Genomic DNA, 23,179 nt, shown 5'->3' on the forward strand with positions numbered 1-23,179 from the left:
GTGCGATCACGAGTGAAAAGAAGAAGATGAAAATCCTATATCCAATGCAAGTGGGAGGCGGTGACGCTCCCAAAGAAGTTGCTTCACTTGAAGAATTTATCGGCAAGCTCAATGGTGAGCCGGGTGGCACCTTCCTGCTCGGCGGCAATCGTATCTGGCATGGCGGAATTCATTTAAGCGACAAGGGAGGCTGGCATCCGCAAGGTACAGTGCGAGCTATTGCTAATGGAGAGATAGTGGCCTACCGCATCGCGTCCGATCCCGTTGCCGTGAAGCTGGAGCCGGAAGAGGGGAAGCCGGGTGAGGCAATCACCTTGCGTACCTCTCCTTCATTCTGCTTGGTCCGGCATCGTTATAAGGCCACAGAAGAAGTTTCCGGACAGCAGCCAAAACGAAATGCTCTAACCTTTTATTGCCTCTATATGCATATAGCCTGCAAGAACGCTTATCAGGGTGATCCTGAACGTCATGTTCTGACTGGGAGCGGTGTCGCTATATACAAGGCCACAGCGAATCTGCAATTTCAAAAAGAGGACCGGTTGGGTACGGCCCGCAAGGGGGCCGAAGTTACCTTGATTGGGGCACCATCAGAGCGGATGAATCTGAATAATGAGCCTTATTCTTATCAGCTAGTCAGCTATGCGACCCCAAAGAACGATGATCCGTCAGAGTTTTATGTAGCTTCACAATTTATCAAGGAAGAACGCAAGATTGAGCCCGGCTGGATGATGGCCAAGCAAGATATTCCTTGTCTCTATCCTGTCAGTCGCAACAGCTATCTGCGTAAAAGTAAAGATCAGGGTGAAGCTGTGACTGCAGGATTGCCAAAAACGAGCAAAGTAGCACGAACCACAGCTCAGCCAGTCGTATTTTCCAATATGAAGGAGTATCTCGAGATTGAGGTCTGGGAGGTTGCCCAAGGCAAGCTGACCGATGGTAAAGGGAAGGTTGTGCCCAATGCTTCGAAAGGTGATCGTTATTGGGTTGCCAAAGAGATGCTGGGTCAACCCAGCGATGCCATTCGGCATACTCCCATTATTTACGACAAAGTGGAGTTGCGACATACCAATCCCATTCCGGTCACGGCAGGCGAGGTTGTCGGCCATTGGGGGGAGCATGAGACACCGAAACCGACAGCCAATGGTTTTGTTCTCAATGAAGATCGTAAAGCAGTACATATGGAGATATTTGTTGCAGAGAGTGACAAGGAGGCTCTTGGTAAATGCATTAGCAATGAAGGAAAATTGGCCAAGGGACAAGAGTATTTGCTGCTCAAAGAGGGGGAGCAAGCAGATACTTATACGTTGACCAATGAGAGTAATAAAATCGGTTACAGCAAGGTGGGAGACTTTGGTCCGTTGGATGCTCCCAAACCGATAAATACTCAGGATATTGTGACCCATGGTGCCGACAAATTTGTGAAGGTGGCCGAAGATCAGCATGTGCTTATCAGTGGTGATACCCGATTGGTGAGCCAGCATGAGTGGGCCAGACTGGGTGTGACATTGGTTGATGGCGGCTCGGATCCCGACGGATTCCTGGACAAGGCTGATACTGACGGCAAGGAGGGGGGAGAGTTTTTCAGCTCCCTTTACGAAGAGCTGGTGACAGATCGGGATGGCGATGGCAGTATCAGTGCCGATGAAATTAAGACGGCGATGGCTGAAAAAATGGTCGCAGACAAAGTGCGAAAGCTGTTTATCAAGCACGAAAGTGAATGGGTAAAGCGCGATACGTGGCCAAGGCTCGAGCAAGAGCTGAAAAACATGCCCAACCTGTACAAATACGTACTGGAAGTGACCAATGAAATGGCCTGGATAGAAGAAACTGCTGCTGTGGTAGGTGATACAAAACCTTGGTTTATTCATCCGACTGGGATGATGGGGCTTATTGAAGATAAACATACTGGTTGTGCATGTAATCGCGATTTAACATTAGATGAACTTAAGTCGCTTAAACCAGCAAGAGGTATTTCAGATGAACGATTACAGTCTTATCTTGATACATTTAATAAATCATTTTGCGACTATTCAGTAACTACTTGCGTGGGGAAAGCACACTTTTTAGCACAAGTTTTTCATGAAAGTGGCAACCTTTATTATACCAAAGAGATCGGGGGGAATACAAAATCCTATAGTCCTTGGTATGGTCGAGGTCTTATACAAGTCACATTTAGAGATAATTATCAAGCATATGGTGATTATGTAGGTGAGGACTTTATCAGCTCAGATGAGTGCAGAGAAAAACTTAGTGTTGCTCCTCATGCGGTAAAATCAGCATATTGGTATATATATGTTGGTCGCCCTGCATGTCAAAAGGCGTTTGAAAAAGATGACCTGTTGCATAGTAGTTTCTTGGTGAATGGTGGTTTGACTCACTATATAGATAGACAGCTTAAAATCAACTTGGCCATTGGAAGTTTTGCGAATCCAAACGAATTTGTCAAAAATATAAATGGAGAGTATGAATTTGAAAGTAGTGAAATTTATAATATTAGAAAGGGAGCGTTGGCGTGGGGGCTGTGGAATGATGAAGGATCTGGTAAGGGTGGTGCGAATAATAGTTCTCAAAAAGCTCTGGCAGGATATAGACGCTTTTTGACCCTGCTAGATACTCAACCATTTACTCAGCAGGAGATGGGTAAAAAGTGGTATGGACGGCTTTGTCGAGATTGGCGAGGTTTTGTTGAGCAGCGTATTATAACTCTAGAGTAACTTAAATGAATAAATATTTGGTCTTAGTTTTTATTCTGTTGTCTTCTGTCTGCCGTGCTGAAGATGTTGGCGTAGACTATCGATGCTTTGTTAGTCCCAATGGTAAAATTAAAATGAGAATGATGTGGGCCTCCACTGTAGGTTGGGTTGGAGGATATGTTCAATATGGGAAAAATAAAGATAAAATAACTATAGTCCAAGTGAATTATGAAGAAGAGACGAATGACGAAGGTCGACCATATGCTGTTAATAGTGACTGGGTTGAAATAGTTGATGGCAAGGTAAATGGACGGTATCACTTTGGTTACCAAGGTGCTAACTTTGACAATGTGTTTTATATAAATGTTAAAGGAAAGAAATTTGATTTCTCTCAGGCATTAGAAAATTATGAGGATTGTTTTTGATTACGGTGGTTGTGAAATACTGAGGCACCTCATTCATCGGGTGTACAGATCTAGTTATCACCTGACGGCGTTGTTGCCCAAATCAACCATCAAGTCATCACTTCCCCAGCCCCGGGTGACCGCTACACTCGGGGCTTTCTGACAGGTAGACCCAGGGTATTCAGTTTGTTTATGGCACCTACATACGCCATGACTTCTCCCACTTGGCCGTTGTAGTTACGCAGACAGATTTTCCCCGCCAGCAACTGCTTGAACCGATATCACCCAGTAGGTATTGATAATAGTGAGTGCAAATTCGTGAGGTTATAATGAGGAAGTATGGTTTTTTAATTTTCATTTTAAATTTAATTTCCCCCACTTTGTTTGTGAGCGCGGCTGATATTATTCAAGGGCCCTATAGGATAAGTAATGATACAGCGAGCGTTCAAATTGAGAAAAAAGATGACATAAATTGTCCATTATCTATGGTCATTTATGATAAATCATCACATTATGAGCTGGATAAAATATGTGAGAACGGCGATTACCCAAATCTTAGGAGCGTTTTTTTCTTTACTCTGAAAGGTGTGAATCATATAGGAACTATAGTTTCATGGCATAGTAAGCATCAGGCAGAAGGGATTGATGAGACAAATTTTGAAGTTAATATTTATAAAAAGAACGCTGGTGGAGAATATACTTTTGATAAAGCAAAGACTTTGGATCCAGTTTTAAGTGGCACAGAGGATGGTGCCGGTGATGGAACATATAAGTTTAACAATGCAATATCGGTAAAGAAGTATATGAAAGAAAAATATGGTTAAGAGTTTGGTAAGGTGCAATAGACATCCAGTAAAAATATGGGGTGCACACCTTGTTCATAGCTGTTTAGCTGCATGTTAAAGATCATTGATGGCAGCTGATAAGCTGGTAGTAGCATGAACAAATATAGTTACCACCTGACACCGGTCTCAAACCGGTGTCTTGTTTACGCTACTTTAGTGCGCACTTCCTTCGGTATCAATTTCAGACCCTTCTTGAACATGGTATAGGGGGTCTGCCCCTCCATCATTCTGCCCTGATGTGGCTGCTGGGTGTTGTAAAGGTAGCTGTCCAGGCCTGTCTGCATCTGCCCCACTGACTCATACCAGGTCGTCCTCCCCTTGATACGGAAGTGTTCATCGAGCAAGGTTCGATGCAGCCGCTCGATAAACCCGTTGCTCTGCGGTCTGCGCGCCAGTAGAACTCACGACCGCTGTTCGACAGGACGGTATAAACCTGTGCTTGATGAGTTTCGAAGAACGACAGTATCGTTGCATTGAGCACATGGACTGAGGTGACTGGCAGCTTGCTGGTGTAGAGCTGTCCTCAGGCGTGGCGGCTGTAGCAGTCCAGCACGGTGTGCAGATACACCTTGCCAACCCCTTGAGCTTGCTGATGAAGAAGGTGTCGACCGTCACCAGTTCCTCGATGTAGTGGATTTCTAGCTGGCGTTCTCGAAACTACGGACTGAAGTGCTCAAGCAGGTGAATTTGCTCATCGTTAAGCCCAATCGCCTATTCTCGATGGTTTATGCGAGGTGTAACAAGCGGTTGAGTTTAGAGAGCAAATGCACGCCACAGAAATCGCCAGCACCAACGCTGATGCCTTTTAGGGTGAGTACCTGTGAGCCCCGCAGCGGGCATTTTTGCAGGCAACCGTCAGCACACAAGGAGGGGGTTTATTTCTACTGGATTTAAATAGGGTGTTTTTGAAAGGGGGAAATGGGGTGGCTGATGGGGCTCGAACCCACGACAACCGGAATCACAATCCGGGACTCTACCAACTGAGCTACAGCCACCACTGAAAATTTCCATTAATACCATCCATCCCGGGGAGGGAGGATTCATTAATGGTGCGCCCTGCAGGATTCGAACCTGCGACCCACGGCTTAGAAGGCCGTTGCTCTATCCGACTGAGCTAAGGGCGCTCTGTATCGATCAGCCAAGGTGGCTCATCGATGAACTTGGTCGGTGATAAAGGATTCGAACCTTTGACCCTCTGGTCCCAAACCAGATGCGCTACCGGGCTGCGCTAATCACCGAAAATTTCGTGTCCAGCATACCGATAGCGGCGGTACTGGGCAACGGGCGGGCATCATACCCAAGCGGGAAAGGCAGCGTCAACGTATTTTTCCGCTAGTAAATTCAAGTGCCTACTTATTGCCCGCCGAGCGAGCGCTGCTAACACCCGCGCCAAAAAAATGCGACAATGCGCGGCAGTTGAACACATGGTGAGTGAAGAACGATGTCTGCCAAAATCATTGATGGAAAACAGGTTGCGCAAACGATTCGCAATCAGGTCGCAGCGCAAGTCCAACAGCGGTTGGCACAAGGGAAACGGGCGCCAGGTCTGGCGGTGATCCTGGTCGGAGTGGATCCGGCATCTCAGGTCTATGTCGGCAGCAAGCGCCGCGCCTGTGAAGAGGTGGGGTTTATCTCCCGCTCTTACGATCTGAGCGCGACGGCGAGCCAGCAAGAGCTGCTGGCTCTGATCGATCGGCTCAATGATGATGCGGACGTAGACGGCATTCTGGTGCAACTGCCGCTGCCGGCCCATTGTGATACGACTCAGGTGTTGGAGCGTATCCGTCCCGACAAGGATGTGGATGGCTTCCACCCGTACAACGTGGGCCGTCTGGCGCAACGTATTCCGGCGCTGCGCCCCTGTACGCCCAAGGGCATCATGACGCTGATTGAGGCTACGGGTGTCAAGACACACGGCCTGCATGCGGTAGTGGTCGGGGCATCCAATATTGTGGGGCGCCCGATGACGCTGGAGCTGCTGCTGGCCGGTTGTACCACGACCACTTGTCACCGCTTCACTCAGGATCTGGAAGATCAGGTGCGTCGCGCCGACTTGCTGGTCGTGGCCGTGGGCAAGCCGAACTTCATTCCGGGGGAGTGGATCAAGCCGGGGGCCCTGGTGATCGACGTGGGCATCAATCGTCTGGCCGACGGTTCTCTGGTGGGGGATGTGGAGTTCGAGACGGCGCGTAATCACGCCTCCTTCATCACACCGGTTCCGGGGGGGGTTGGTCCCATGACGGTGGCTAGCCTGATGGAAAACACTCTGAGTGCCTGCCAGGACTACCACGACCAAGCCCTGTGATGGTCGATGAAGCCCACGTCTGACGGGCTTCACGCTCGCAATCGCGCAGTGCAATAAAAAACCCGGCGACCTTGCGGTTAGCCGGGTTTTTTATTTATCCAGTTCGACTCTTACATGTTCTGTGCTTCGTTTGGCACGATGACAGAGGCGTGATTTCCTTTCGGCCCCTGCTGCAGTTCGAAGTTGACTGCCTGACCTGCTTTCAAGGTCTTGTAACCTTCCATTTGTATCGTGGAGTAGTGGGCGAAGATATCTTCACCACCCCCTTCCGGACAGATAAACCCAAATCCTTTTGCGTTGTTAAACCACTTGACTGTTCCGGTTGCCATACATCTACATCCTTTTATTGATTACCCTGAAGTCGTTGAGTAACCTGCGCCAGCCCTTTATAACTAGTAGCATAAGCCCATAGCAGACGGGCGCCGATTAGCAAGTAACCAATCTAGTCTAACTTTTGAGCGAGTCAAGGAGTTGTTAACAACTGATGTGATCTGGTTAACAAGTCTATTGACAATCTTGTGTTAGACGGTAGTAATCTAGAGGTACCGAAGCGCGATTATGAGCAAGCAGAAAGAACTCTTTGCTAATGAAGAGATTGCACAAGCAGAGAAAACGAAGCTGCAACCGCCACCCATGTACAAGGTCGTCCTGAACAACGACGACTACACACCGATGGAGTTTGTGGTGGAGGTGCTGCAAAAGTTCTTTGGTATGGATTTGGACAAGGCCACCCAGGTGATGCTGAGTGTGCATTATAGTGGTAAGGGAGTCTGTGGCACGTTTACCGCCGAGATTGCCGAAACCAAAGTGGTCCAGGTCAACACCTATTCACGTAACAACGAACATCCACTGCTGTGTACCATGGAAAAGGCTTGAATCTGATGACTTGATGGCGATGACGACACCACATTGTTGCTGTACTGAGGGGAGGTGCCTATGTTGAATAAAGATCTAGAAAAGACGCTGAACGAGGCTTTCAAACTGGCCCGTGACGAGCGCCACGAATTCATGACCGTCGAGCACCTGTTGTTAGCCCTGTTGGATAACAGCTCAGCCCATGAGGCGCTGAGTTCATGTGGTGCTGATGTGGAACTGATGCGCAAAGAGATCAGCGCATTCATCAGTCAAACAACCCCGCTGATTCCCCGCGATGATGAAGACAGAGAAACCCAACCCACGCTTGGCTTCCAACGGGTGCTGCAGCGTGCCGTGTTCCATGTCCAATCTTCTGGCAATACTGAAGTCAGCGGCGCCAACGTGCTGGTCGCCATCTTCAGCGAGCAGGAGTCCCAGGCTGCCTATTTCCTGAAGAAAGCCGAGATCAGCCGGCTGGATGTGGTCAATTTCCTCTCCCACGGGGTGCGCAAAGACAGCAAGCCGGATAACAGCGGTAACAACGCCGAGTCCGATGACGATGTCTCTGCCGCCCAGATCGAGAGCTTTGCGACCAACCTGAACCAGCTGGTGCTGGAGGGGCGTATCGACCCGCTCATCGGCCGCGATCAGGAGCTGAGCCGCACCATCCAGGTACTGTGCCGTCGCCGCAAGAACAACCCGCTGCTGGTAGGCGAAGCGGGTGTAGGCAAGACCGCCATCGCCGAGGGACTGGCCTATCGCATCGTCAAGGGTGATGTACCCGAGGTGATTGCCGGCAGCACCATCTATTCACTCGACATGGGCTCCCTGCTGGCGGGCACCAAATACCGTGGTGACTTCGAGAAGCGCCTCAAGGTGCTGCTCAAACAGATTGAGCGCCAGGAAGGGGCCATCCTGTTCATCGACGAGATCCACACCATCATAGGGGCCGGGGCTGCCTCAGGTGGCCAGCTGGATGCGGCCAACCTCATCAAGCCGTTGCTCTCCAATGGTTTGCTGCGCTGTGTCGGGTCGACGACTTACCAGGAATATTCCCAGATCTTCGAGAAAGACCGCGCGCTGGCCCGTCGCTTCCAGAAGATCGATATCGTCGAGCCGAGTGTGGATGACACCACTCGCATCCTGATGGGGCTCAAGAGTCGTTACGAATCGCACCATGGCGTGCGTTACACCGTCAAGGCGATCCGGGCTGCGGTTGAGCTGTCGGCCAAGTACATCAATGACCGTCATCTGCCTGACAAGGCCATCGACGTGATCGACGAGGCGGGGGCAGGGCAGCGGCTGCTGCCGGTGAGCAAGCGCAAGAAAGTGATCAATGTGCCGGAGATCGAAGCCATAGTCGCCAAGATAGCCCGCATCCCGGAGAAGTCAGTCTCTTCTTCCGACAAGGAAGTGCTGAAGAACCTGGAGCGCAACCTCAAGATGGTGGTGTTTGGCCAGGACAAGGCAATCTCTGTGCTGACCGACTCCATCCGTCTGTCACGCTCGGGCCTTGGCAATGAACGCCGTCCTGTGGGTTGCTTCCTGTTTGCCGGCCCGACCGGGGTGGGCAAGACAGAGGTCACCCAGCAGCTTGGCAAGGCACTCGGGGTGGAAGTACTGCGTTTCGACATGTCCGAGTACATGGAGCGACACACAGTCTCACGTCTGATTGGCGCTCCTCCCGGTTATGTCGGCTTTGAACAGGGCGGCTTGTTGACCGACTCGGTGCTCAAGCATCCGCACTCAGTGGTGCTGCTGGACGAGATCGAGAAGGCACACCCGGATGTGTTCAACCTGTTGCTGCAGGTGATGGACAACGGGACCCTGACGGATAACAACGGGCGCAAGGCGGATTTTCGCAACGTGATCCTGGTGATGACCACCAACGCCGGCGTGCAGGAGACCCAGCGCAAGTCCATCGGCTTCCAGCAGCAAGACATGAGCCACGATGCCATGGCGGTGATCAACAAGACGTTCAGCCCGGAATTCCGTAACCGGCTCGATCACACCATCTGGTTCAACCATCTGGACATGACGGTGATCCATCAGGTGGTCGACAAGTTCATTGTCGAGTTGCAGGTACAACTGGATGCCAAGGGCGTGTCTCTTGAAGTGTCCGAGGGTGTCCGCCACTGGTTGGCCGAGAAGGGATATGACAGGGCCATGGGAGCCAGACCCATGGGACGGGTCATCCAGGAACACCTCAAGAAACCCTTGGCCAATGAGATCCTGTTCGGATCACTGGTTGATGGGGGGGTAGTGAAGGTTGAGTTGGTAAATGACAGCCTCAGCTTTGATTTTCAGGTCAATATTGAAGCTGTCTCCCACTAAGCACCATAGTTAGAAAGCGACAAAAAACCCCAACCGAGAGGTTGGGGTTTTTTGCTGAATTCCTGGCTTAGCGAGAGCGGAAAACAATACGTCCCTTGGAGAGATCGTACGGAGTCAGAGCTACCGTTACTTTGTCCCCAGTCAGGATACGGATGTAGTTTTTGCGCATCTTGCCGGAAATATGAGCGATAACCACGTGACCATTTTCCAGTTCCACACGGAACATGGTATTGGGCAGGGTTTCGAGAATGGTGCCCTGCATCTCAATACTGTCTTCTTTAGCCATTGAATCCTCTTGATAAGCCACAACAAAAATCCGCTGGATCATGCCGGATTTAAGGCTATGTGTAAAGTTTACTCGGGCTTGGTGTCGATATTTTTCCATTCCCCCTGGATCAGGCGCTCGTGGGGCAGGTATTGGCGCTTGTAATTCATCTTGCGACACTCCTCCACCAGATAGCCGAGATACAACCAGGTGCGACCCGTACGTCTGGCCAGTTCCAACTGACTCAGGATGGCGAAGGTGCCGAGGGAGCGATCGGCATGGGCCGGATCGAAGAAGGTATACATGGCACTCATGCTGTGGGGCAGCAGATCTGTGGTGGCGACCCCGATCAAGCGGCTGTCCTTGCGCATCTCCAGATAGAGGGGCGGCATCCAGTCACAGTGCAAAAAGCCCTTGTACTGGGTTCGGCTGGGGGGATACATGCTGCCATCATGGTGGCGCTGGCGAATGTAGCGCTCGTAGAGCTGATAATATTCAGGTTTGTCGTCGTAGCTGAGCACCAGTTCCAGGTCCTGATTCAACTGGCGGATCCGCTTCTGGCTGCGGCTCGGCACGAAACGCTCGCTGTGGATGCGCAGGGACTGGCAGGCACTGCAGGCGGGGCAGTGAGGTCGATAGATGTCGTTGCCGCTGCGCCGAAATCCTGCCGTCAGCAGCCGCTCATAGCCGCTGGCATTGAGCAGGTTGTGGTCCATCAATACCAGCAGTTGCTCCTGCTCATGGCCCAGATAGCTACATTGATGCTTGGGGGTCAGCCCTACCTTGAGGATCACTTCTTCTGTCATAGGATGATGCTCCCCGGTTGCCAGCAGTTCTCCGCCAATGGCTGTCGGCTCAGTTGGGCCAGGGCCGTCAAGAAGGTGGCCCTCGGCCATTCCTGGATCCCCATGGTGGCCAGGAAGTCATTTTGCATCTGACAGTCTATCAGCGCGCCGCCATGGCGGGCGAAGTGCTGGCAAAGCGCCATCATGGCCAGTTTGGCGCCGTTATCGATGCGACTGAACATGGACTCGCCACAGAAGAGGCGGCCGAGTGAGAGACCATAGAGACCGGCTTGCAGCTGGCCATCCTGCCAGATCTCGACTGAGTGGGCATGGCCAAGGCGGTGAAGTTGTCGATAGGCGTCGATCATGGGCGTGCTTATCCAGGTTCCACTGGCACTGCGACGGGGGGCGGCGCAGGCCGCTATTACCTCATTAAAGGCGCGATTGATGGAAATATCGAATGAGGTACGGCGGATAAATTTGCGCAGGCTGCGATTGACGTGCAACTGTTCCGGAATGATGACCCCTCTGGGATCCGGTGACCACCACAGCAGCGGCTGGTGGGGCTCATTCCACGGGAAGATCCCCTTGTGGTAAGCTGCCAGCAATCGGTCAGGGGAGAGATCCCCCCCGATCGCCAGCAGGCCGTTGGGTTCTTCCAGGGCGTGCTCGGGGTCGGGAAACCAGCACAGCTCATCATCCAATTGGGTAAGATAGCGAGACATAAGGCGAAGAGGTTCACAGATGAAGGCCATTATCCTGATAGTATCCAGCTTGTTCTGCTTTGTCACTGCGCCCGCCTGGGCCCAGGTCTACGAGCGCAACACGGCGCGGCCCGTGGATCAGGTGGTGTTTGGCCAGGTCGAGACGGTGCGCAATATCACCCAGCGTCAGATCCTGGAGTCCGAGCACTCCGGCTGGAAAACCCTGGGGGGCGCCGTATTGGGCGGCTTGCTTGGCAACCAGTTTGGCGGCGGCCACGGTCGTGAAATTGCCACAGCAGTCGGCGCGCTGGCCGGGGCGGCTGCGGCGCAGCAGTATCAGTCTGGCGGCACTGTGGTGGAGAACAAGCTGGTGGAGCTGCTCATTCGCAACGAGCAGAACGGGCTCATCAATGTCATTCAGGATTATGATCCGGCCATGGTATTCATGAGCGGCGACAAGGTGCGCATCCTCTATTTCAACGATGGGGTGCGGGTCGACAAGACCTATTGAGTGGAACCAGGAAGGAAGTAGGGGGAGAGGGGGAGCAACCCGACGACATCCACAGTGAGGATCCGTCGGGCGGTACTACACGGTGCTCATCTGCCGAGGTCTGCTCAGGCCGATGAGTCCTGAGACACTATCTTGTCGCGACCTGTGTTCTTCGCCTGATAGAGCAGGCGATCCGCCTCGCTCAGTGCCTCGTCCATGGAGACGCGCCCGACCTTGATCACCCCGAAACTGGCGCGAGCAAACAGCGGGATCTCCCGTGACAACGGCTGTTGACGCAGTTGCTGGCGCAGCCCCTCCAGCCGCTTGAGCAGCACAGGTACGGTGCAATGGGGCACCATCAGGGCAAACTCCTCGCCGCCAAAACGGGCGATCATGGCATCGGGGAAGAACTGGGTGAGCAACCGGGTCAGGTGACAAAGCAGCTGATCGCCGATGGCATGACCCCAGTGATCGTTGACCTGCTTGAAGTGATCCACGTCGAGCACGCAGAGGGCGAGCGGCGTCTCTTGGCGCTGATGATCCTCAAACCACTTCTGTCCCTCATTGAACCAGTAGCGCCGGTTATAGAGCCCGGTCAGGTAGTCGCGGTTGGCCGACTCCTGAATGCTGTTGAACTGCTCAAGGGCTTCCAGGTTGTGGCTGACCCGGCACTGCAACTCTTCCGGTTCAAACGGCTGGTTGAGAAAGTCGTTGGCGCCCTGCTTGAGGTAGCGGGCGGAGAGGCCGCGCTTGTCCGACACAGAGATCCCTATGATGGCGAGCTGCTGCTTGCTGTAGCGCTCCCGCAGCATGCGCACCAGGCTGATGCCGTCGATCTCCGGCATGTAGTAGTCGACCAGCACCAGCCGGATGGCCGGGTTCTGTTCAAGCTGGGCCAGGGCATCGCGGGCATGGCTCGCCTCATGTACCTGCAGCAACTGCTTGCGCAGCTGGGCCATGGTGCGATGGCGGGAGGTGCGTGAATCATCGACCACCAAGACCTCAATTTTCTGATTGAGATAGAGGCGATGCACCAGACTGACCGCGTATTGCAGTGAGTGGCGCGAATCCTTCATCACGTAATCCAGCACCCCGGCCTCCAGCCAGGCTTCCCGCTTGTCTTCGCTGATGTCGGCGGTGAGGATCACCACCGGCAGGCCCAGTTCCAGCAGCACCTTGACGGCTTCCCCGCTGGGGGCATCCGGCAGGGTGAGATCGACCAGGGCCACCACATACTCTTCCCCCTGGCAATGGCGGGCGCCCTCCAGGGTATCGAACGCATCGATTTCCAGACCGGTTTGCTGTGCTATGGCCTGGATCAACATGCGGCGGATCGTCAGACTGTCTTCGACAATCAATATTTTCTGTTTCATCCGGCTCCTTAAAATAAAAAGGCATGCCTCACGGCATGCCTTTTATATCCCTTGCGCTTATTGCGCGTCCAGATATCGCTCGGCGTCGAGGGCCGCCATGCAGCCGGTGCCGGCAGAGGTGATGGCCTGACGGTAGGTGTGGTCGGCCACGTCCCCGGCGGCAAAGACCCCTTCGATGCTGGTCTGGGTGGCAAAGCCGTCCAGTCCGCCGCGTACCTTCAGGTAGCCGTTCTGCATCGCCAGCTGACCGTCGAAGATCTGGGTGTTGGGCTGGTGACCGATGGCGATGAAGACCCCCATCAGCGGCAGCTCTGAGGTGGTCTCATCCTGGGTGCTGCGCAGACGTACGCCGGTCACGCCCATCTGATCGCCCAGCACTTCGTCCAGGGTCTGGTGGGTGTGCAGCACTATGTTGCCACTCGCTACCTTGTCGTGCAGACGCTTGATCAGGATCTTCTCGGCGCGGAACTCGTCGCGGCGGTGAATGAGGTGCACCTTCTTGGCGATGTTGGCCAGATAGAGCGCCTCTTCCACTGCCGTGTTGCCGCCGCCGATCACGGCCACTTCCTGGTTGCGATAGAAGAAGCCGTCACAGGTGGCGCAGGCGGAGACGCCGCGGCCCTTGAAGGCCTCTTCGGAAGGCAGCCCCAGATACTTGGCGGAGGCACCGGTAGCGATGATCAGCGCATCGCAGGTGTACTCGGCGCTGTCGCCCTTGAGGCGGAACGGACGCTGGGTCAGCTCCACCTCATTGATGTGATCAAACAGGATGCGGGTGTCGAACTTTTCCGCATGCTCTTTCATGCGATCCATCAGGGCCGGACCTGTCAGCCCCTCTGGATCACCGGGCCAGTTTTCCACTTCGGTGGTGGTGGTCAGCTGACCGCCTTGCTGCATGCCGGTGATGAGCAGGGGATTGAGGTTGGCGCGGGCCGCATAGACGGCGGCGGTGTAACCGGCCGGGCCTGATCCCAGGATCAGCAGTTTGCTGTGAGTGACTTGGCTCATGATGTGATTTCCGAGACGTGATGAGTTTGCGCGATTGTAGGTAATTCGAGATCCAGGGTCAAAGGCCAGTGAGTCGATTGTGGCAATCGACCGTCGGTGCGGGTTGGCGTGCATTTGGGCATAAAAAAACCGCCCATCGCGGGCGGATTCTGACTCATCGACTCCCCGGGCGGGGCGGCGATCAGTTCAACAAGGTCAGCGGATCTGTGCAGGCCAGGCCATGGGCCTCGGCCACCTCTTTGCAGGTGACGTGACCCGCCATGATGTTGAGTCCGTGGCGCAGGTGGGCATCCTTGAGCAGTGCCTCCCGATAGCCTTGCTCCGCCAGCTTGATGATGAAGGGGAGGGTGGCGTTGTTGAGGGCCACGGTTGAGGTGCGGGCTACCGCCCCCGGCATGTTGGCGACACAATAGTGCACCACTTCGTCGACCAGGTAGGTGGGATCTTCATGGGTGGTCGGGTGGGAGGTCTCCACACAGCCGCCCTGATCGATGGCCACATCGACGATGGCAGAACCCGGTTTCATGAGGGCAATGTGGTCACGGCTGACAAGTTTTGGCGCAGTGGCGCCGGGCACCAGCACGCCACCGATGACCAGATCCGCCGCCAGCAGATGGCGCTCCAGGGTCTCGCGGTTGGAGTAGACCACCTTGGCGGCTCCCTGGAACTCGCTGTCGAGGCGGCGCAGGGTGTCGACATTGTTGTCGAGTATGGTCACATCGGCACGCAGGCCAATGGCCATGCGGGCTGCGTTCGAACCCACCACGCCACCCCCTATGATCACCACCTTGGCCGGCTCGACCCCGGGTACGCCGCCGAGCAGCATGCCGCTCCCGCCACGGGATTTTTCCAGCGCCTGGGCACCCGCCTGAATAGACATGCGTCCAGCCACTTCCGACATGGGGGCCAGCAGGGGCAGGCCGCCACGGCCGTCGGTGACGGTTTCGTAGGCGATGCAGATGGCTCCGCTCTTGATCAGCTCCAGGGTCTGGGGCAGGTCGGGCGCCAGATGCAGGTAAGTAAAGAGGGTCTGGCCCGGGCGCAGCATGGCGCGTTCGACGGCCTGGGGCTCCTTCACCTTGACGATCATCTCGGCTTTGGCGAAAACCTCTGCGGCGGAGGCCAAAATTTCGGCACCGGCAGCGCGATAATCTGCATCACCGAAGCCAATGCCGTTTCCGGCGCCGCTTTGGACGAAAACAGTATGGTTTCGTGCTGTTAGTTCACGTACACTGGCCGGAACCATGCCTACGCGATATTCATGGTTTTTTATTTCTTTAGGTACACCGATAATCATGCTATCCCTCGTCTATCGATTGGTGTTTTATGTTGCAAAAATGTTAAGCAACATTTGCGCCTAGTATATTCAGGTATTGACAGGATTTGTGACCATAATTATAAAATGACTGGTGATTCTTACCAAAAAATAGCCAAAGGATGGAATAAAATGATGGAAGCTAAGAGTCGGCTAAAGGATTTGGACAGGATTGACCGCAACATTCTGAATGAGCTGCAAAAGGATGGCAGGATTTCGAACGTTGAGTTGTCCAAACGAGTTGGCCTGAGTCCTACACCGTGTCTGGAACGGGTTCGTCGCCTCGAGCGACAAGGTTATATCGAGGGATATGCCGCTATTCTGAACCCTCATTATCTGGACGCGTCTCTGCTGGTGTTCGTGGAAATTACCCTCAATCGCGGTGCACCGGATGTGTTTGAACAGTTCAACAAGGCTGTTCAGGTGCTCGAAGAGATCCAGGAGTGCCATCTGGTCTCCGGCGATTTCGACTATCTGCTCAAGACCCGCGTCAGCGACATGTCGGCCTATCGTCGCCTGCTGGGGGAAACCCTGCTGCGACTGCCCGGTGTCAATGACACCCGCACCTACGTGGTGATGGAAGAGGTCAAACAGAGCAGTCGTCTGGTGATCAGCACCCGTTGAGTTGGGTTATGCTGTGGCTTGCCAGGCTTATGACAAGTCACGACAGTCAGAAACGAGCGGCCGGTCCGCTCGTTTCTTCTTATCGCGTTGGTTGTGAATATGGCCCAGCCCATCAGGCACTGGCTGACAATCGGTGGGCTTTTCAGGGATACTAGGCCCCCTTATCCCCTGCATTACATGTTTTCAGAAAGGAGCCGGAGTTTGGCCGATAAAAAGCTGTTTACTCCTTTATCAGGTACACAACGGATCTTCGAAGCCGTCTTGATCGCCATCACCCTGATGGCTGCCTATCTCTTGCTTGCCCTGTTGTCCTATCACCCGGCCGATCCCGGTTGGTCCCAGACCTCCTGGCAAGGGGAGGTGAAGAACCTCGCCGGTAGCGCGGGGGCCTGGCTCGCCGACATCACCATGTTCACCTTTGGGGCCTTCTCCTATCTGGTTCCCCCCCTGGTCGTCCTGCTGGGCTGGAGCCTGTTCTGGCGTCCGAGCCGGCTGCTGGACGTGGACTACCTTACCCTGTCGGTACGGATAGTGGGTTTTGTGCTGACCGTGCTCGGCATGTCCGCCATTGCCAGCATGAACTTCAACGACATGCAGAATTTCTCCGCCGGCGGCCTGGTGGGGGATGTGATCTCCTCCGCCGTGGTGCCGCTGTTTGGCGGCGTCGGGGCCAACCTGATGCTGCTCTGCTTCGTGGCCACCGGCATCACACTGTTCACCGGCTGGTCCTGGCTCACCATAGTCGAGCGGATCGGTGCCACCTGCACTGGCTCGGTCAGCGCGGTTTACCACTTCCCCACCACCCTGGGTCGCTGGTTGACCGGCGGCTGGCGCCAGCCCCGTTTTGAGGAGCCGGATCCCCTGCTGGAAGGGGGCCTGGGTGCCATCGAGCTGGAAGAAGATGAAGAGGACGATCCTCACACCAGCTGGACCCGCAATCCCAAGGACAAGGCGGGCAAGGGCCAGAAGGCCAAGTCCGATGAGTGGCTGCCCGAGCTCGATGACGACACCTTCCAGTTCGATCCGCAATTTGATGATGAAGACGACGAGCCGGCGCCCGTGGCCAAGCCCAAGCGTGCCGCTGCTGTCACTGCCCGTCGCCAGCCGGCCCTGAGTACGGCCGATGACGAGGATGAAGAGTTTGATCTGCCCTGGGCCGAGGGTGATGACGACGTGGCCGCACCAGTCGCCGTTGCGCCGAGCAAGCCCAAGCGTCGTCCACAGCCAGGCATGGCGCCCTTGCCGAGCCTGGAGCTGCTGGACAGGCCGCCTGCCAAGACCCAGATGATGAGCAAGGACGAGCTGGACCGCATGGGCCGTCTGGTGGAGGCAAAACTCGCCGACTACAACGTGCAGGCCAAGGTGGTCGGTGTCTATCCGGGCCCCGTCATCACCCGTTTCGAACTGGATCTGGCGCCGGGCATGAAGGCGAGCAAGATCACCAACCTGTCGCGCGATCTGGCTCGCTCCCTCTCCGCCAGCAGCGTGCGGGTGGTGGAAGTGATCCCGGGCAAGACCTTCGTCGGCATCGAGCTGCCCAACCGGGTGCGCCAGACCGTCTACCTGCGCGAGACTCTCGACTGCGAGGCCTTCCGTGACAGTCGCAACCCGCTCACCATGGGCCTGGGTCAGGACATAGCCGGCGAGCCGGTGGTGGTGAACCTGGCCAAGATGCCGCACCTGCTGGTGGCCGGTACCACAGGTTCGGGCAAGTCGGTGGGGGTGAACACCATGATCATCTCCATGCTCTACAAGTCGTCCCCGGACGATCTGCGTTTCATCATGATCGACCCCAAGATGCTGGAACTCTCGGTCTACGAAGGGATCCCCCATCTGCTGACCGAGGTGGTCACCGACATGAAGGATGCCGCCAACGCGCTGCGCTGGTGCGTGGGCGAGATGGAGCGTCGCTACAAGCTGATGTCGGCGGTCGGGGTACGCAACCTCAAGGGCTACAACGACAAGGTGCTGGCCGCGGCTGCCGAGGGCGAACCCCTGCGGGATCCGCTGTGGCGTCCGGGTGACTCCATGGATCAGATGCCGCCGGAGCTGGAAAAACTGCCCCACATAGTGGTGGTTGTGGACGAATTCGCCGACATGATGATGATCGTCGGCAAGAAGGTGGAGGAGCTGATCGCCCGGATCGCTCAGAAGGCACGGGCTGCCGGTATTCACCTCATTCTGGCGACCCAGCGTCCCTCGGTGGATGTGATCACCGGCCTCATCAAGGCCAACATTCCGACCCGCATCTCCTTCCAGGTGTCGAGCAAGATCGACTCGCGCACCATTCTGGATCAGGGCGGCGCCGAATCCCTGCTCGGCATGGGCGACATGCTCTACATGCCGGCCGGTACCTCCAACCCGACCCGGGTACACGGCGCCTTCGTCGATGACCACGAGGTGCACAAGGTGGTGGCTGACTGGAAACTGCGCGGCGAGCCGAACTACATAGAGGAGATCCTCTCCGGCGAGTCGGGCGGCGAGGGTGGCAGCGGCGAATTTGGCGGGGGCGGCGATGAAGAGCTGGATCCCCTGTTCGACGAGGCGGTGGCCTTCGTGGTGGAGTCCCGCCGTGGTTCCACCTCCAGCGTGCAACGCAAGTTCAAGATTGGTTACAACCGGGCCGCTCGTCTCATCGAGCAGATGGAAAACCAGGGCATCGTCAGTTCGCCAGGTGGCAATGGTCAGCGCGACGTGCTGGCACCGCCCCCGGTTCGAGACTAAGCCTCATCCCACTATCCTGGCCATGCCCTCGCGGCGTGGCCTTTTATCGAGATCGTCGTTATGAAAAGCATGATGAAAAAACAACTGTTGATGGGAACCGTACTGCTGGTCGCCAGCAGCCAGGTGTGGGCCGATGCGGCCAGCGACCTCAAGCAGAAGCTGGCGGGTGTCAGCCTCTTCTCCGCCAAGTTTGCCCAGACCGTCTATGACAGCAAGGGCAAGGAGCTGCAAAAGGCCGGTGGCGACCTGCTGGTGCAGCGTCCCAATCGCTTCAACTGGCACACCACCTCGCCGGATGAGAGCCTGATCGTGGCCGATGGCAAGGACGTCTGGGTCTACGATCCCTTCGTCGAGCAGGTGACCGCCCTCAAACTCAAGGATGCGGTGCTCAACACCCCCTTCATCCTGATCGCCGGCAACGACGACAAGTTCTGGAAAAACTACGACGTGACCCAGCAGGGGGACGTCTACACAGTCACCAGCCGCAACAAGGATGAGCTGATCGCCTCCTTCCGCGTCACCTTCGATCGCGACAACAACATCAGCCGCTTTGATGTGAAAGAGGCCCAGGGGCAGTGGAGCGAGTTCACCCTGAGCAGCTTCAATCGCAAGCCGGCGCTCAAGGGCAATGAGTTTGTGTTCAAGATCCCGAAGGGGGTCGAGCTGGACGACCAGCGCTGATGAGCCATCTCTCTTTGGATTTATCGTCGAACCGTCTTCCACTGGCGATCGACGTGGTACGGGACTGTCACCGCAGATGAGCAACTTGTCGCTGGATTTCTCGTCGGATTTTCGCCCGCTGGCGGCCCGGATGCGGCCGCAAAACCTCGACCAGTACATAGGTCAGCAGCATATCCTGGGGCCTGACAAGCCCCTGCGCAAAGCCATACTGGCCGGCCACTGCCACTCGATGATTTTGTGGGGCCCTCCCGGCACCGGCAAGACCACCCTGGCCGAACTGATGGCGCACTACTGCCAGGCCGAGGTGGAGCGACTCTCTGCGGTCACCTCCGGCATCAAGGAGATCCGCGCCGCCATCGACAAGGCGAAGGAGAACAGCTGGCGCGGGGTACGCACCATCCTCTTCGTGGATGAGGTGCACCGCTTCAACAAGAGCCAGCAGGATGTGTTCCTGCCCCACATCGAAGACGGCACCATCACCTTCATCGGCGCCACCACCGAAAACCCCTCGTTCGAACTCAACAACGCGCTGCTCTCCCGGGCCCGGGTCTATCTGCTCAAGCGGCTGGAAGAGGAGGACATACTCGCCATGATCGATCAGGCGATGCAGGATCCGCGCGGTCTCAATGATCCGACCCTGGCCTTCGCACCGGGAACGAAGGCGGCGCTGGCCAAAGCCGTGGATGGGGACGGGCGCAAGTCCCTCAACTATCTGGAGCTGTTGGCCGACATGGCCGAGACCAATGGCGAAGGGAAGAGAGTGATCGACAGCGCTCTGCTCGCCGCCGTGGTGGGGGAGCACGTGGCGCGCTTCGACAAGGGTGGCGATCACTTCTACGACCTCATCTCGGCGGTGCACAAATCGATTCGCGGCTCGGCCCCCGATGCGGCCCTCTACTGGTATGCCCGCATGGTGAGCGCCGGTTGCGATCCCTTGTATATAGCCCGCCGCTTGCTGGCCATCGCCTCGGAAGACGTGGGCAACGCCGATCCGCGCGCCATGCAGGTGGCGCTGGCGGCCTGGGATTGCTTCCACCGCATCGGCCCGGCCGAAGGGGAGCGCGCCATCGCCCAGGCCATCGTCTACCTTGCCTGCGCCCCCAAGAGCAATGCGGTCTACACCGCCTGGAAGGCGGCGCTCAACGATGCCAAAAATCTGCCCGACTTCGAGGTGCCGCCGCACCTGCGCAACGCCCCCACCAAGCTGATGAGCGAGCTGGGCTATGGCGCTGAGTATCGCTATGCCCACGACGAGCCGGGCGCCTATGCCGCCGGCGAGGCGTATTTGCCGCCGGAGTTGGCGGGCAAGCAGTACTACCAGCCCACGGATCGCGGTCTTGAGAAGCAGATAGCCCAGAAGCTTGACTACCTCCATGAGCTGGACCGGCAGAGCCCGCAACAAAGGGGCAAGTAGCAGGCTGGCGCTGGCGCCTCGAACAGCCCGGTTGGCAGAGGGGTGGCCGGTGAATGTACTTGTTCAAATGAGGCAGTTCAGGTACCGGTTTGCCGCTGTGGTCAGGAATGGGGAGTGAGGGAGTATCCCGAGCCTTGCCGACCGGCAAGGTCCGTGAAAACGACACAAATAGTCCCTGTTCGGGCGGGGGGGCGGTCTGATACACTGGCCCTCTGACCCCGCTTGTCTCGGCCTTGCGCCATCTTCTTGATTTCGAAGGCCTGTTTTTGAAGGCTCGATCCTGAAGACGATAGGGGTGCGCCAACCGATGTTAACTTCCGGATCTGTTCTCTCGCCCGGTCATGATGACCCAGGCCCAGATCCCATTTTAAAAAAGTAGGTAAACCATGCTGGATCCCAAATATCTGCGTAGCGAGATTGACGAAGCTGCCGCTCGTCTGGCGACACGTGGCTACGTTCTGGACGTAGCGGCTGTCAATGCTCTGGAAGAGAAACGCAAGGATCTGCAGTCCCGTACCCAGGAGCTGCAGGCCGAGCGCAACGCCCGCTCCAAGTCCATCGGTGAGGCTGCCCGTCGTGGTGAAGATGTGGCTCCGCTCAAGGCCGAGGTGACCAAGATCAACGACGAGCTTGAAACCAGCAAGGTTGAGCTCGAAGCGCTGCTGCGCGATCTCAAATCCATCTCCGACGCCATCCCCAACCTGCCGAGCGAGACCACGCCGGTGGGCCGCGACGAGAACGACAACGTGGAAGTGCGTCGCTGGGGTACCCCGCGCGCGTTCGACTTCCCGGTGCGCGATCACATCGATCTGGGTGAAGCGGCCAAGGGCGTGGATTTCAAGAACGGCGTCAAGCTGTCCGGTGCCCGCTTCGTGGTGATGAAGGGCCAGATTGCCCGTCTGCACCGCGCCCTGGCGCAGTTCATGCTGGACCTGCACACTCTGCAGCACGGCTACACCGAATGCTACGTGCCTTATCTGGTGAACCCGGACAGCCTGTACGGCACAGGTCAGCTGCCGAAATTCTCCGAAGACCTGTTCAACACCGGCATCGAGGGTGAAGGGGAAGAAGAGGGCAAGCTGCGCAAGTTCTCCCTGATCCCGACCTCCGAAGTGCCGCTCACCAACATGGCCCGCGACGAGATCTTCGACGAGCAGGAGCTGCCCATCAAGATGACGGCCCACAGCCCCTGCTTCCGTTCCGAAGCCGGTTCCTATGGTCGTGACACCCGCGGTCTCATCCGCATGCACCAGTTCGACAAGGTCGAGATGGTGCAGCTGGTTCACCCGGAAAAATCCTGGGAAGCACTGGAAGAGATGGCCGGTCACGCCGAGAAGGTGCTGCAACTGCTGGAGCTGCCGTATCGCGTGATGGCGCTGGCCACCGGTGACATGGGCTTCTGCGCCGCCAAGACCTACGATCTGGAAGTCTGGCTGCCGGCCCAGAACACCTACCGCGAGATCTCCTCCGTCTCCAACTGCACCGATTTCCAGGCGCGCCGCATGCAGGCTCGCGTGCGTATCGACGGCAAGCCCCAGCTGCTGCACACCCTGAATGGCTCCGGCCTGGCCGTGGGTCGCACCCTGGTGGCCGTGATGGAGAACTACCAGCAGGAAGATGGCCGCATCGCCATCCCGGCTGCGCTGCAATCCTACATGGGTGGCCTGACCCACATAGGTTAAGCACACTCGCATCAACACAACGCCATGGCCATGCCATGGCGTTGTGCGTTTGGGCGCCAAATCCTCGTGCTGGCGCCGAAAAAGGTGCTTCATCCGGCCCCCGGCTGAACATTTAACACATTTTTATCAAGCATTGCGCAATCGTTTTTGTTAGACTGCGCCGCAATTTCGCAGGACACTTTTTCCTATGGTCTGGATTGATTACGCCATCATCGGCATCGTCGGTTTCTCCGCCCTCATCAGCCTGGTGCGCGGCTTCGTCAAGGAAGCCATGTCGCTCGTCACCTGGTTTATCGCCTTCTTCATCGCCAGCCATTTCTATCCCGATCTCGCCATCTACTTCACCTCGTTCAGCGACCCTCTGGTACGCAACGGCCTGGCCATCGCAGCCCTGTTCGTGGCGACCCTGATCCTGGGTGGCGTGGTGAACTACGTGGTGGGTCTGCTGGTGGAAAAGACCGGCCTGTCAGGAACGGATCGGGTGCTCGGCATCTGTTTCGGCGCCATTCGCGGGGTACTGATCGTCAGTGCCCTGCTGTTTTTTATGGATACCTTCACCAGCCTCTCCCAGAGCGACTGGTGGGTGGCGTCCAAACTGGTTCCCGAGTTCAAGCCGGTGATCCAGTGGTTTTTCGGGTTCATGTTGAACTCGTCCAGTTTTCTTAAACAGGTATAGTG

Annotated in this window: 20 protein-coding genes, 3 tRNA genes and 2 pseudogenes; 13 read left to right on the top strand and 12 right to left on the bottom strand. The window is 56.1% G+C overall.

The annotated features are described in order from the left end of the window. Nucleotides 1-26: 26 nt before the first annotated feature. Nucleotides 27-2,714: a glycoside hydrolase family 19 protein gene (locus AACQ95_RS16150; RefSeq protein WP_157774634.1), complete on the top strand. Its 2,688-nt coding sequence runs from the start codon at nt 27-29 to the stop codon at nt 2,712-2,714. Between the two features lie 5 nt (nt 2,715-2,719). Then, nucleotides 2,720-3,118 carry a hypothetical protein gene (locus AACQ95_RS16155; RefSeq protein ID WP_156995020.1) on the top strand — a complete coding sequence of 133 codons (399 nt, stop codon included), beginning with the start codon at nt 2,720-2,722 and terminating at the stop codon, nt 3,116-3,118. 122 nt (nt 3,119-3,240) lie between these two features. Here the strand turns inward: AACQ95_RS16155 and AACQ95_RS16160 are convergent. Beyond that, nucleotides 3,241-3,378 (bottom strand): annotated as a pseudogene (locus AACQ95_RS16160) (IS5/IS1182 family transposase); the annotation flags it as partial. A gap of 27 nt (nt 3,379-3,405) precedes the next feature. Between AACQ95_RS16160 and AACQ95_RS16165 the strand changes: the two are divergent. Next, a complete protein-coding gene (locus tag AACQ95_RS16165; protein WP_157774635.1) occupies nt 3,406-3,921 on the top strand; it encodes a hypothetical protein in 516 nt (171 codons plus the stop codon). A 164-nt stretch (nt 3,922-4,085) separates the two neighbouring features. Here the strand turns inward: AACQ95_RS16165 and AACQ95_RS16170 are convergent. The 4 genes and pseudogenes from AACQ95_RS16170 to AACQ95_RS16185 form a co-directional block, all read right to left on the bottom strand. Next, a pseudogene (locus AACQ95_RS16170) lies at nt 4,086-4,778 on the bottom strand (integrase core domain-containing protein); the annotation flags it as partial. 83 nt (nt 4,779-4,861) lie between these two features. Then, nucleotides 4,862-4,937: transfer RNA gene (locus AACQ95_RS16175), tRNA-His, on the bottom strand. Between the two features lie 52 nt (nt 4,938-4,989). After that, a tRNA-Arg gene (locus AACQ95_RS16180) sits at nt 4,990-5,066 on the bottom strand. Nucleotides 5,067-5,103: 37 nt separating this feature from the next. Then, nucleotides 5,104-5,180, bottom strand: a tRNA-Pro gene (locus AACQ95_RS16185). Nucleotides 5,181-5,383: 203 nt separating this feature from the next. Here AACQ95_RS16185 and folD point away from each other — a divergent pair. After that, the gene (folD, locus tag AACQ95_RS16190; protein ID WP_098983861.1) at nt 5,384-6,247 is read left to right on the top strand and encodes a bifunctional methylenetetrahydrofolate dehydrogenase/methenyltetrahydrofolate cyclohydrolase FolD; all 864 of its coding nucleotides are present in this window, start codon (nt 5,384-5,386) and stop codon (nt 6,245-6,247) included. A gap of 110 nt (nt 6,248-6,357) precedes the next feature. On the opposite strand, the gene cspD is transcribed toward folD, so the two are convergent. After that, nucleotides 6,358-6,576: a cold shock-like protein CspD gene (gene cspD, locus AACQ95_RS16195; RefSeq protein ID WP_005300025.1), complete on the bottom strand. Its 219-nt coding sequence runs from the start codon at nt 6,574-6,576 to the stop codon at nt 6,358-6,360. 229 nt (nt 6,577-6,805) lie between these two features. Between cspD and clpS the strand changes: the two genes are divergently transcribed. Next, entirely contained in the window at nt 6,806-7,123 is a 318-nt protein-coding gene (clpS, locus tag AACQ95_RS16200; RefSeq protein ID WP_005310725.1) for an ATP-dependent Clp protease adapter ClpS, read from the top strand. Nucleotides 7,124-7,183: 60 nt separating this feature from the next. Further along, complete coding sequence (gene clpA, locus AACQ95_RS16205) at nt 7,184-9,436, top strand: ATP-dependent Clp protease ATP-binding subunit ClpA (RefSeq protein WP_043556842.1); 2,253 nt, start codon at nt 7,184-7,186, stop codon at nt 9,434-9,436. A 67-nt stretch (nt 9,437-9,503) separates the two neighbouring features. Here the strand turns inward: clpA and infA are convergent, their stop codons facing one another. The 3 genes from infA to aat form a co-directional block, all read right to left on the bottom strand. Further along, nucleotides 9,504-9,722 (bottom strand): translation initiation factor IF-1, encoded by a 219-nt coding sequence (gene infA, locus AACQ95_RS16210; RefSeq protein ID WP_005300033.1) that lies wholly within the window; start codon nt 9,720-9,722, stop codon nt 9,504-9,506. Nucleotides 9,723-9,790: 68 nt separating this feature from the next. After that, nucleotides 9,791-10,507 (bottom strand): arginyltransferase, encoded by a 717-nt coding sequence (locus AACQ95_RS16215; protein WP_241279051.1) that lies wholly within the window; start codon nt 10,505-10,507, stop codon nt 9,791-9,793. Next, nucleotides 10,504-11,211, bottom strand: coding sequence for a leucyl/phenylalanyl-tRNA--protein transferase (gene aat / locus AACQ95_RS16220; RefSeq protein ID WP_241279052.1), 708 nt, complete (start codon nt 11,209-11,211; stop codon nt 10,504-10,506). The genes AACQ95_RS16215 and aat overlap by 4 nt, the downstream gene beginning before the upstream one ends. Before the next feature lie 19 nt (nt 11,212-11,230). On the opposite strand from aat, the gene AACQ95_RS16225 reads away from it, so the two are divergent. Then, nucleotides 11,231-11,701 (top strand): outer membrane lipoprotein, encoded by a 471-nt coding sequence (locus AACQ95_RS16225; RefSeq protein ID WP_241279053.1) that lies wholly within the window; start codon nt 11,231-11,233, stop codon nt 11,699-11,701. 104 nt (nt 11,702-11,805) lie between these two features. Here AACQ95_RS16225 and AACQ95_RS16230 read toward each other — a convergent pair whose 3' ends face one another. The 3 genes from AACQ95_RS16230 to ald form a co-directional block, all read right to left on the bottom strand. After that, the gene (locus AACQ95_RS16230) at nt 11,806-13,053 is read right to left on the bottom strand and encodes a diguanylate cyclase (RefSeq protein ID WP_043135955.1); all 1,248 of its coding nucleotides are present in this window, start codon (nt 13,051-13,053) and stop codon (nt 11,806-11,808) included. 57 nt (nt 13,054-13,110) lie between these two features. After that, complete coding sequence (gene trxB, locus AACQ95_RS16235) at nt 13,111-14,061, bottom strand: thioredoxin-disulfide reductase (RefSeq protein ID WP_241279054.1); 951 nt, start codon at nt 14,059-14,061, stop codon at nt 13,111-13,113. 181 nt (nt 14,062-14,242) lie between these two features. Continuing rightward, a complete protein-coding gene (ald, locus tag AACQ95_RS16240) occupies nt 14,243-15,358 on the bottom strand; it encodes an alanine dehydrogenase (protein WP_241279055.1) in 1,116 nt (371 codons plus the stop codon). 150 nt (nt 15,359-15,508) lie between these two features. On the opposite strand from ald, the gene lrp reads away from it, so the two are divergent. From lrp to AACQ95_RS16270, 6 genes are all read left to right on the top strand, one after another. Next, a complete protein-coding gene (gene lrp, locus AACQ95_RS16245) occupies nt 15,509-16,000 on the top strand; it encodes a leucine-responsive transcriptional regulator Lrp (RefSeq protein ID WP_005300047.1) in 492 nt (163 codons plus the stop codon). A 201-nt stretch (nt 16,001-16,201) separates the two neighbouring features. Then, on the top strand, nt 16,202-18,724 hold the full coding sequence (locus AACQ95_RS16250) for a DNA translocase FtsK (RefSeq protein WP_241279056.1): 2,523 nt from the start codon (nt 16,202-16,204) through the stop codon (nt 18,722-18,724). A 72-nt stretch (nt 18,725-18,796) separates the two neighbouring features. Beyond that, a complete protein-coding gene (gene lolA, locus AACQ95_RS16255; protein ID WP_241279057.1) occupies nt 18,797-19,405 on the top strand; it encodes an outer membrane lipoprotein chaperone LolA in 609 nt (202 codons plus the stop codon). A gap of 76 nt (nt 19,406-19,481) precedes the next feature. Continuing rightward, nucleotides 19,482-20,819, top strand: coding sequence for a replication-associated recombination protein A (locus tag AACQ95_RS16260; RefSeq protein ID WP_241279058.1), 1,338 nt, complete (start codon nt 19,482-19,484; stop codon nt 20,817-20,819). A gap of 386 nt (nt 20,820-21,205) precedes the next feature. Continuing rightward, nucleotides 21,206-22,501 (top strand): serine--tRNA ligase, encoded by a 1,296-nt coding sequence (gene serS, locus AACQ95_RS16265; protein ID WP_241279059.1) that lies wholly within the window; start codon nt 21,206-21,208, stop codon nt 22,499-22,501. 187 nt (nt 22,502-22,688) lie between these two features. Then, nucleotides 22,689-23,177, top strand: a complete 489-nt coding sequence (locus tag AACQ95_RS16270; protein ID WP_042869859.1) for a CvpA family protein — start codon at nt 22,689-22,691, stop codon at nt 23,175-23,177. The last annotated feature ends 2 nt before the right edge of the window (nt 23,178-23,179 follow it).

This window comes from Aeromonas sp. MR19, assembly GCF_963899305.1.
In the GTDB taxonomy this organism is placed as follows: Bacteria; Pseudomonadota; Gammaproteobacteria; order Enterobacterales; family Aeromonadaceae; genus Aeromonas; species Aeromonas bestiarum.

Excerpts from the sequence above, each read along its gene's own strand:
- AACQ95_RS16150 (WP_157774634.1), top strand. The coding sequence starts at position 27 with ATGAAAATCCTATATCCAATGCAAGTGGGAGGCGGTGACGCTCCCAAA.
- AACQ95_RS16155 (WP_156995020.1), top strand. The coding sequence starts at position 2,720 with ATGAATAAATATTTGGTCTTAGTTTTTATTCTGTTGTCTTCTGTCTGC.
- folD (WP_098983861.1), top strand. The coding sequence starts at position 5,384 with ATGTCTGCCAAAATCATTGATGGAAAACAGGTTGCGCAAACGATTCGC.
- cspD (WP_005300025.1), bottom strand. The coding sequence starts at position 6,576 with ATGGCAACCGGAACAGTCAAGTGGTTTAACAACGCAAAAGGATTTGGG.
- clpS (WP_005310725.1), top strand. The coding sequence starts at position 6,806 with ATGAGCAAGCAGAAAGAACTCTTTGCTAATGAAGAGATTGCACAAGCA.
- clpA (WP_043556842.1), top strand. The coding sequence starts at position 7,184 with ATGTTGAATAAAGATCTAGAAAAGACGCTGAACGAGGCTTTCAAACTG.
- infA (WP_005300033.1), bottom strand. The coding sequence starts at position 9,722 with ATGGCTAAAGAAGACAGTATTGAGATGCAGGGCACCATTCTCGAAACC.
- AACQ95_RS16215 (WP_241279051.1), bottom strand. The coding sequence starts at position 10,507 with ATGACAGAAGAAGTGATCCTCAAGGTAGGGCTGACCCCCAAGCATCAA.
- aat (WP_241279052.1), bottom strand. The coding sequence starts at position 11,211 with ATGTCTCGCTATCTTACCCAATTGGATGATGAGCTGTGCTGGTTTCCC.
- AACQ95_RS16225 (WP_241279053.1), top strand. The coding sequence starts at position 11,231 with ATGAAGGCCATTATCCTGATAGTATCCAGCTTGTTCTGCTTTGTCACT.
- AACQ95_RS16230 (WP_043135955.1), bottom strand. The coding sequence starts at position 13,053 with ATGAAACAGAAAATATTGATTGTCGAAGACAGTCTGACGATCCGCCGC.
- trxB (WP_241279054.1), bottom strand. The coding sequence starts at position 14,061 with ATGAGCCAAGTCACTCACAGCAAACTGCTGATCCTGGGATCAGGCCCG.
- ald (WP_241279055.1), bottom strand. The coding sequence starts at position 15,358 with ATGATTATCGGTGTACCTAAAGAAATAAAAAACCATGAATATCGCGTA.
- lrp (WP_005300047.1), top strand. The coding sequence starts at position 15,509 with ATGATGGAAGCTAAGAGTCGGCTAAAGGATTTGGACAGGATTGACCGC.
- lolA (WP_241279057.1), top strand. The coding sequence starts at position 18,797 with ATGAAAAAACAACTGTTGATGGGAACCGTACTGCTGGTCGCCAGCAGC.
- AACQ95_RS16260 (WP_241279058.1), top strand. The coding sequence starts at position 19,482 with ATGAGCAACTTGTCGCTGGATTTCTCGTCGGATTTTCGCCCGCTGGCG.
- serS (WP_241279059.1), top strand. The coding sequence starts at position 21,206 with ATGCTGGATCCCAAATATCTGCGTAGCGAGATTGACGAAGCTGCCGCT.
- AACQ95_RS16270 (WP_042869859.1), top strand. The coding sequence starts at position 22,689 with ATGGTCTGGATTGATTACGCCATCATCGGCATCGTCGGTTTCTCCGCC.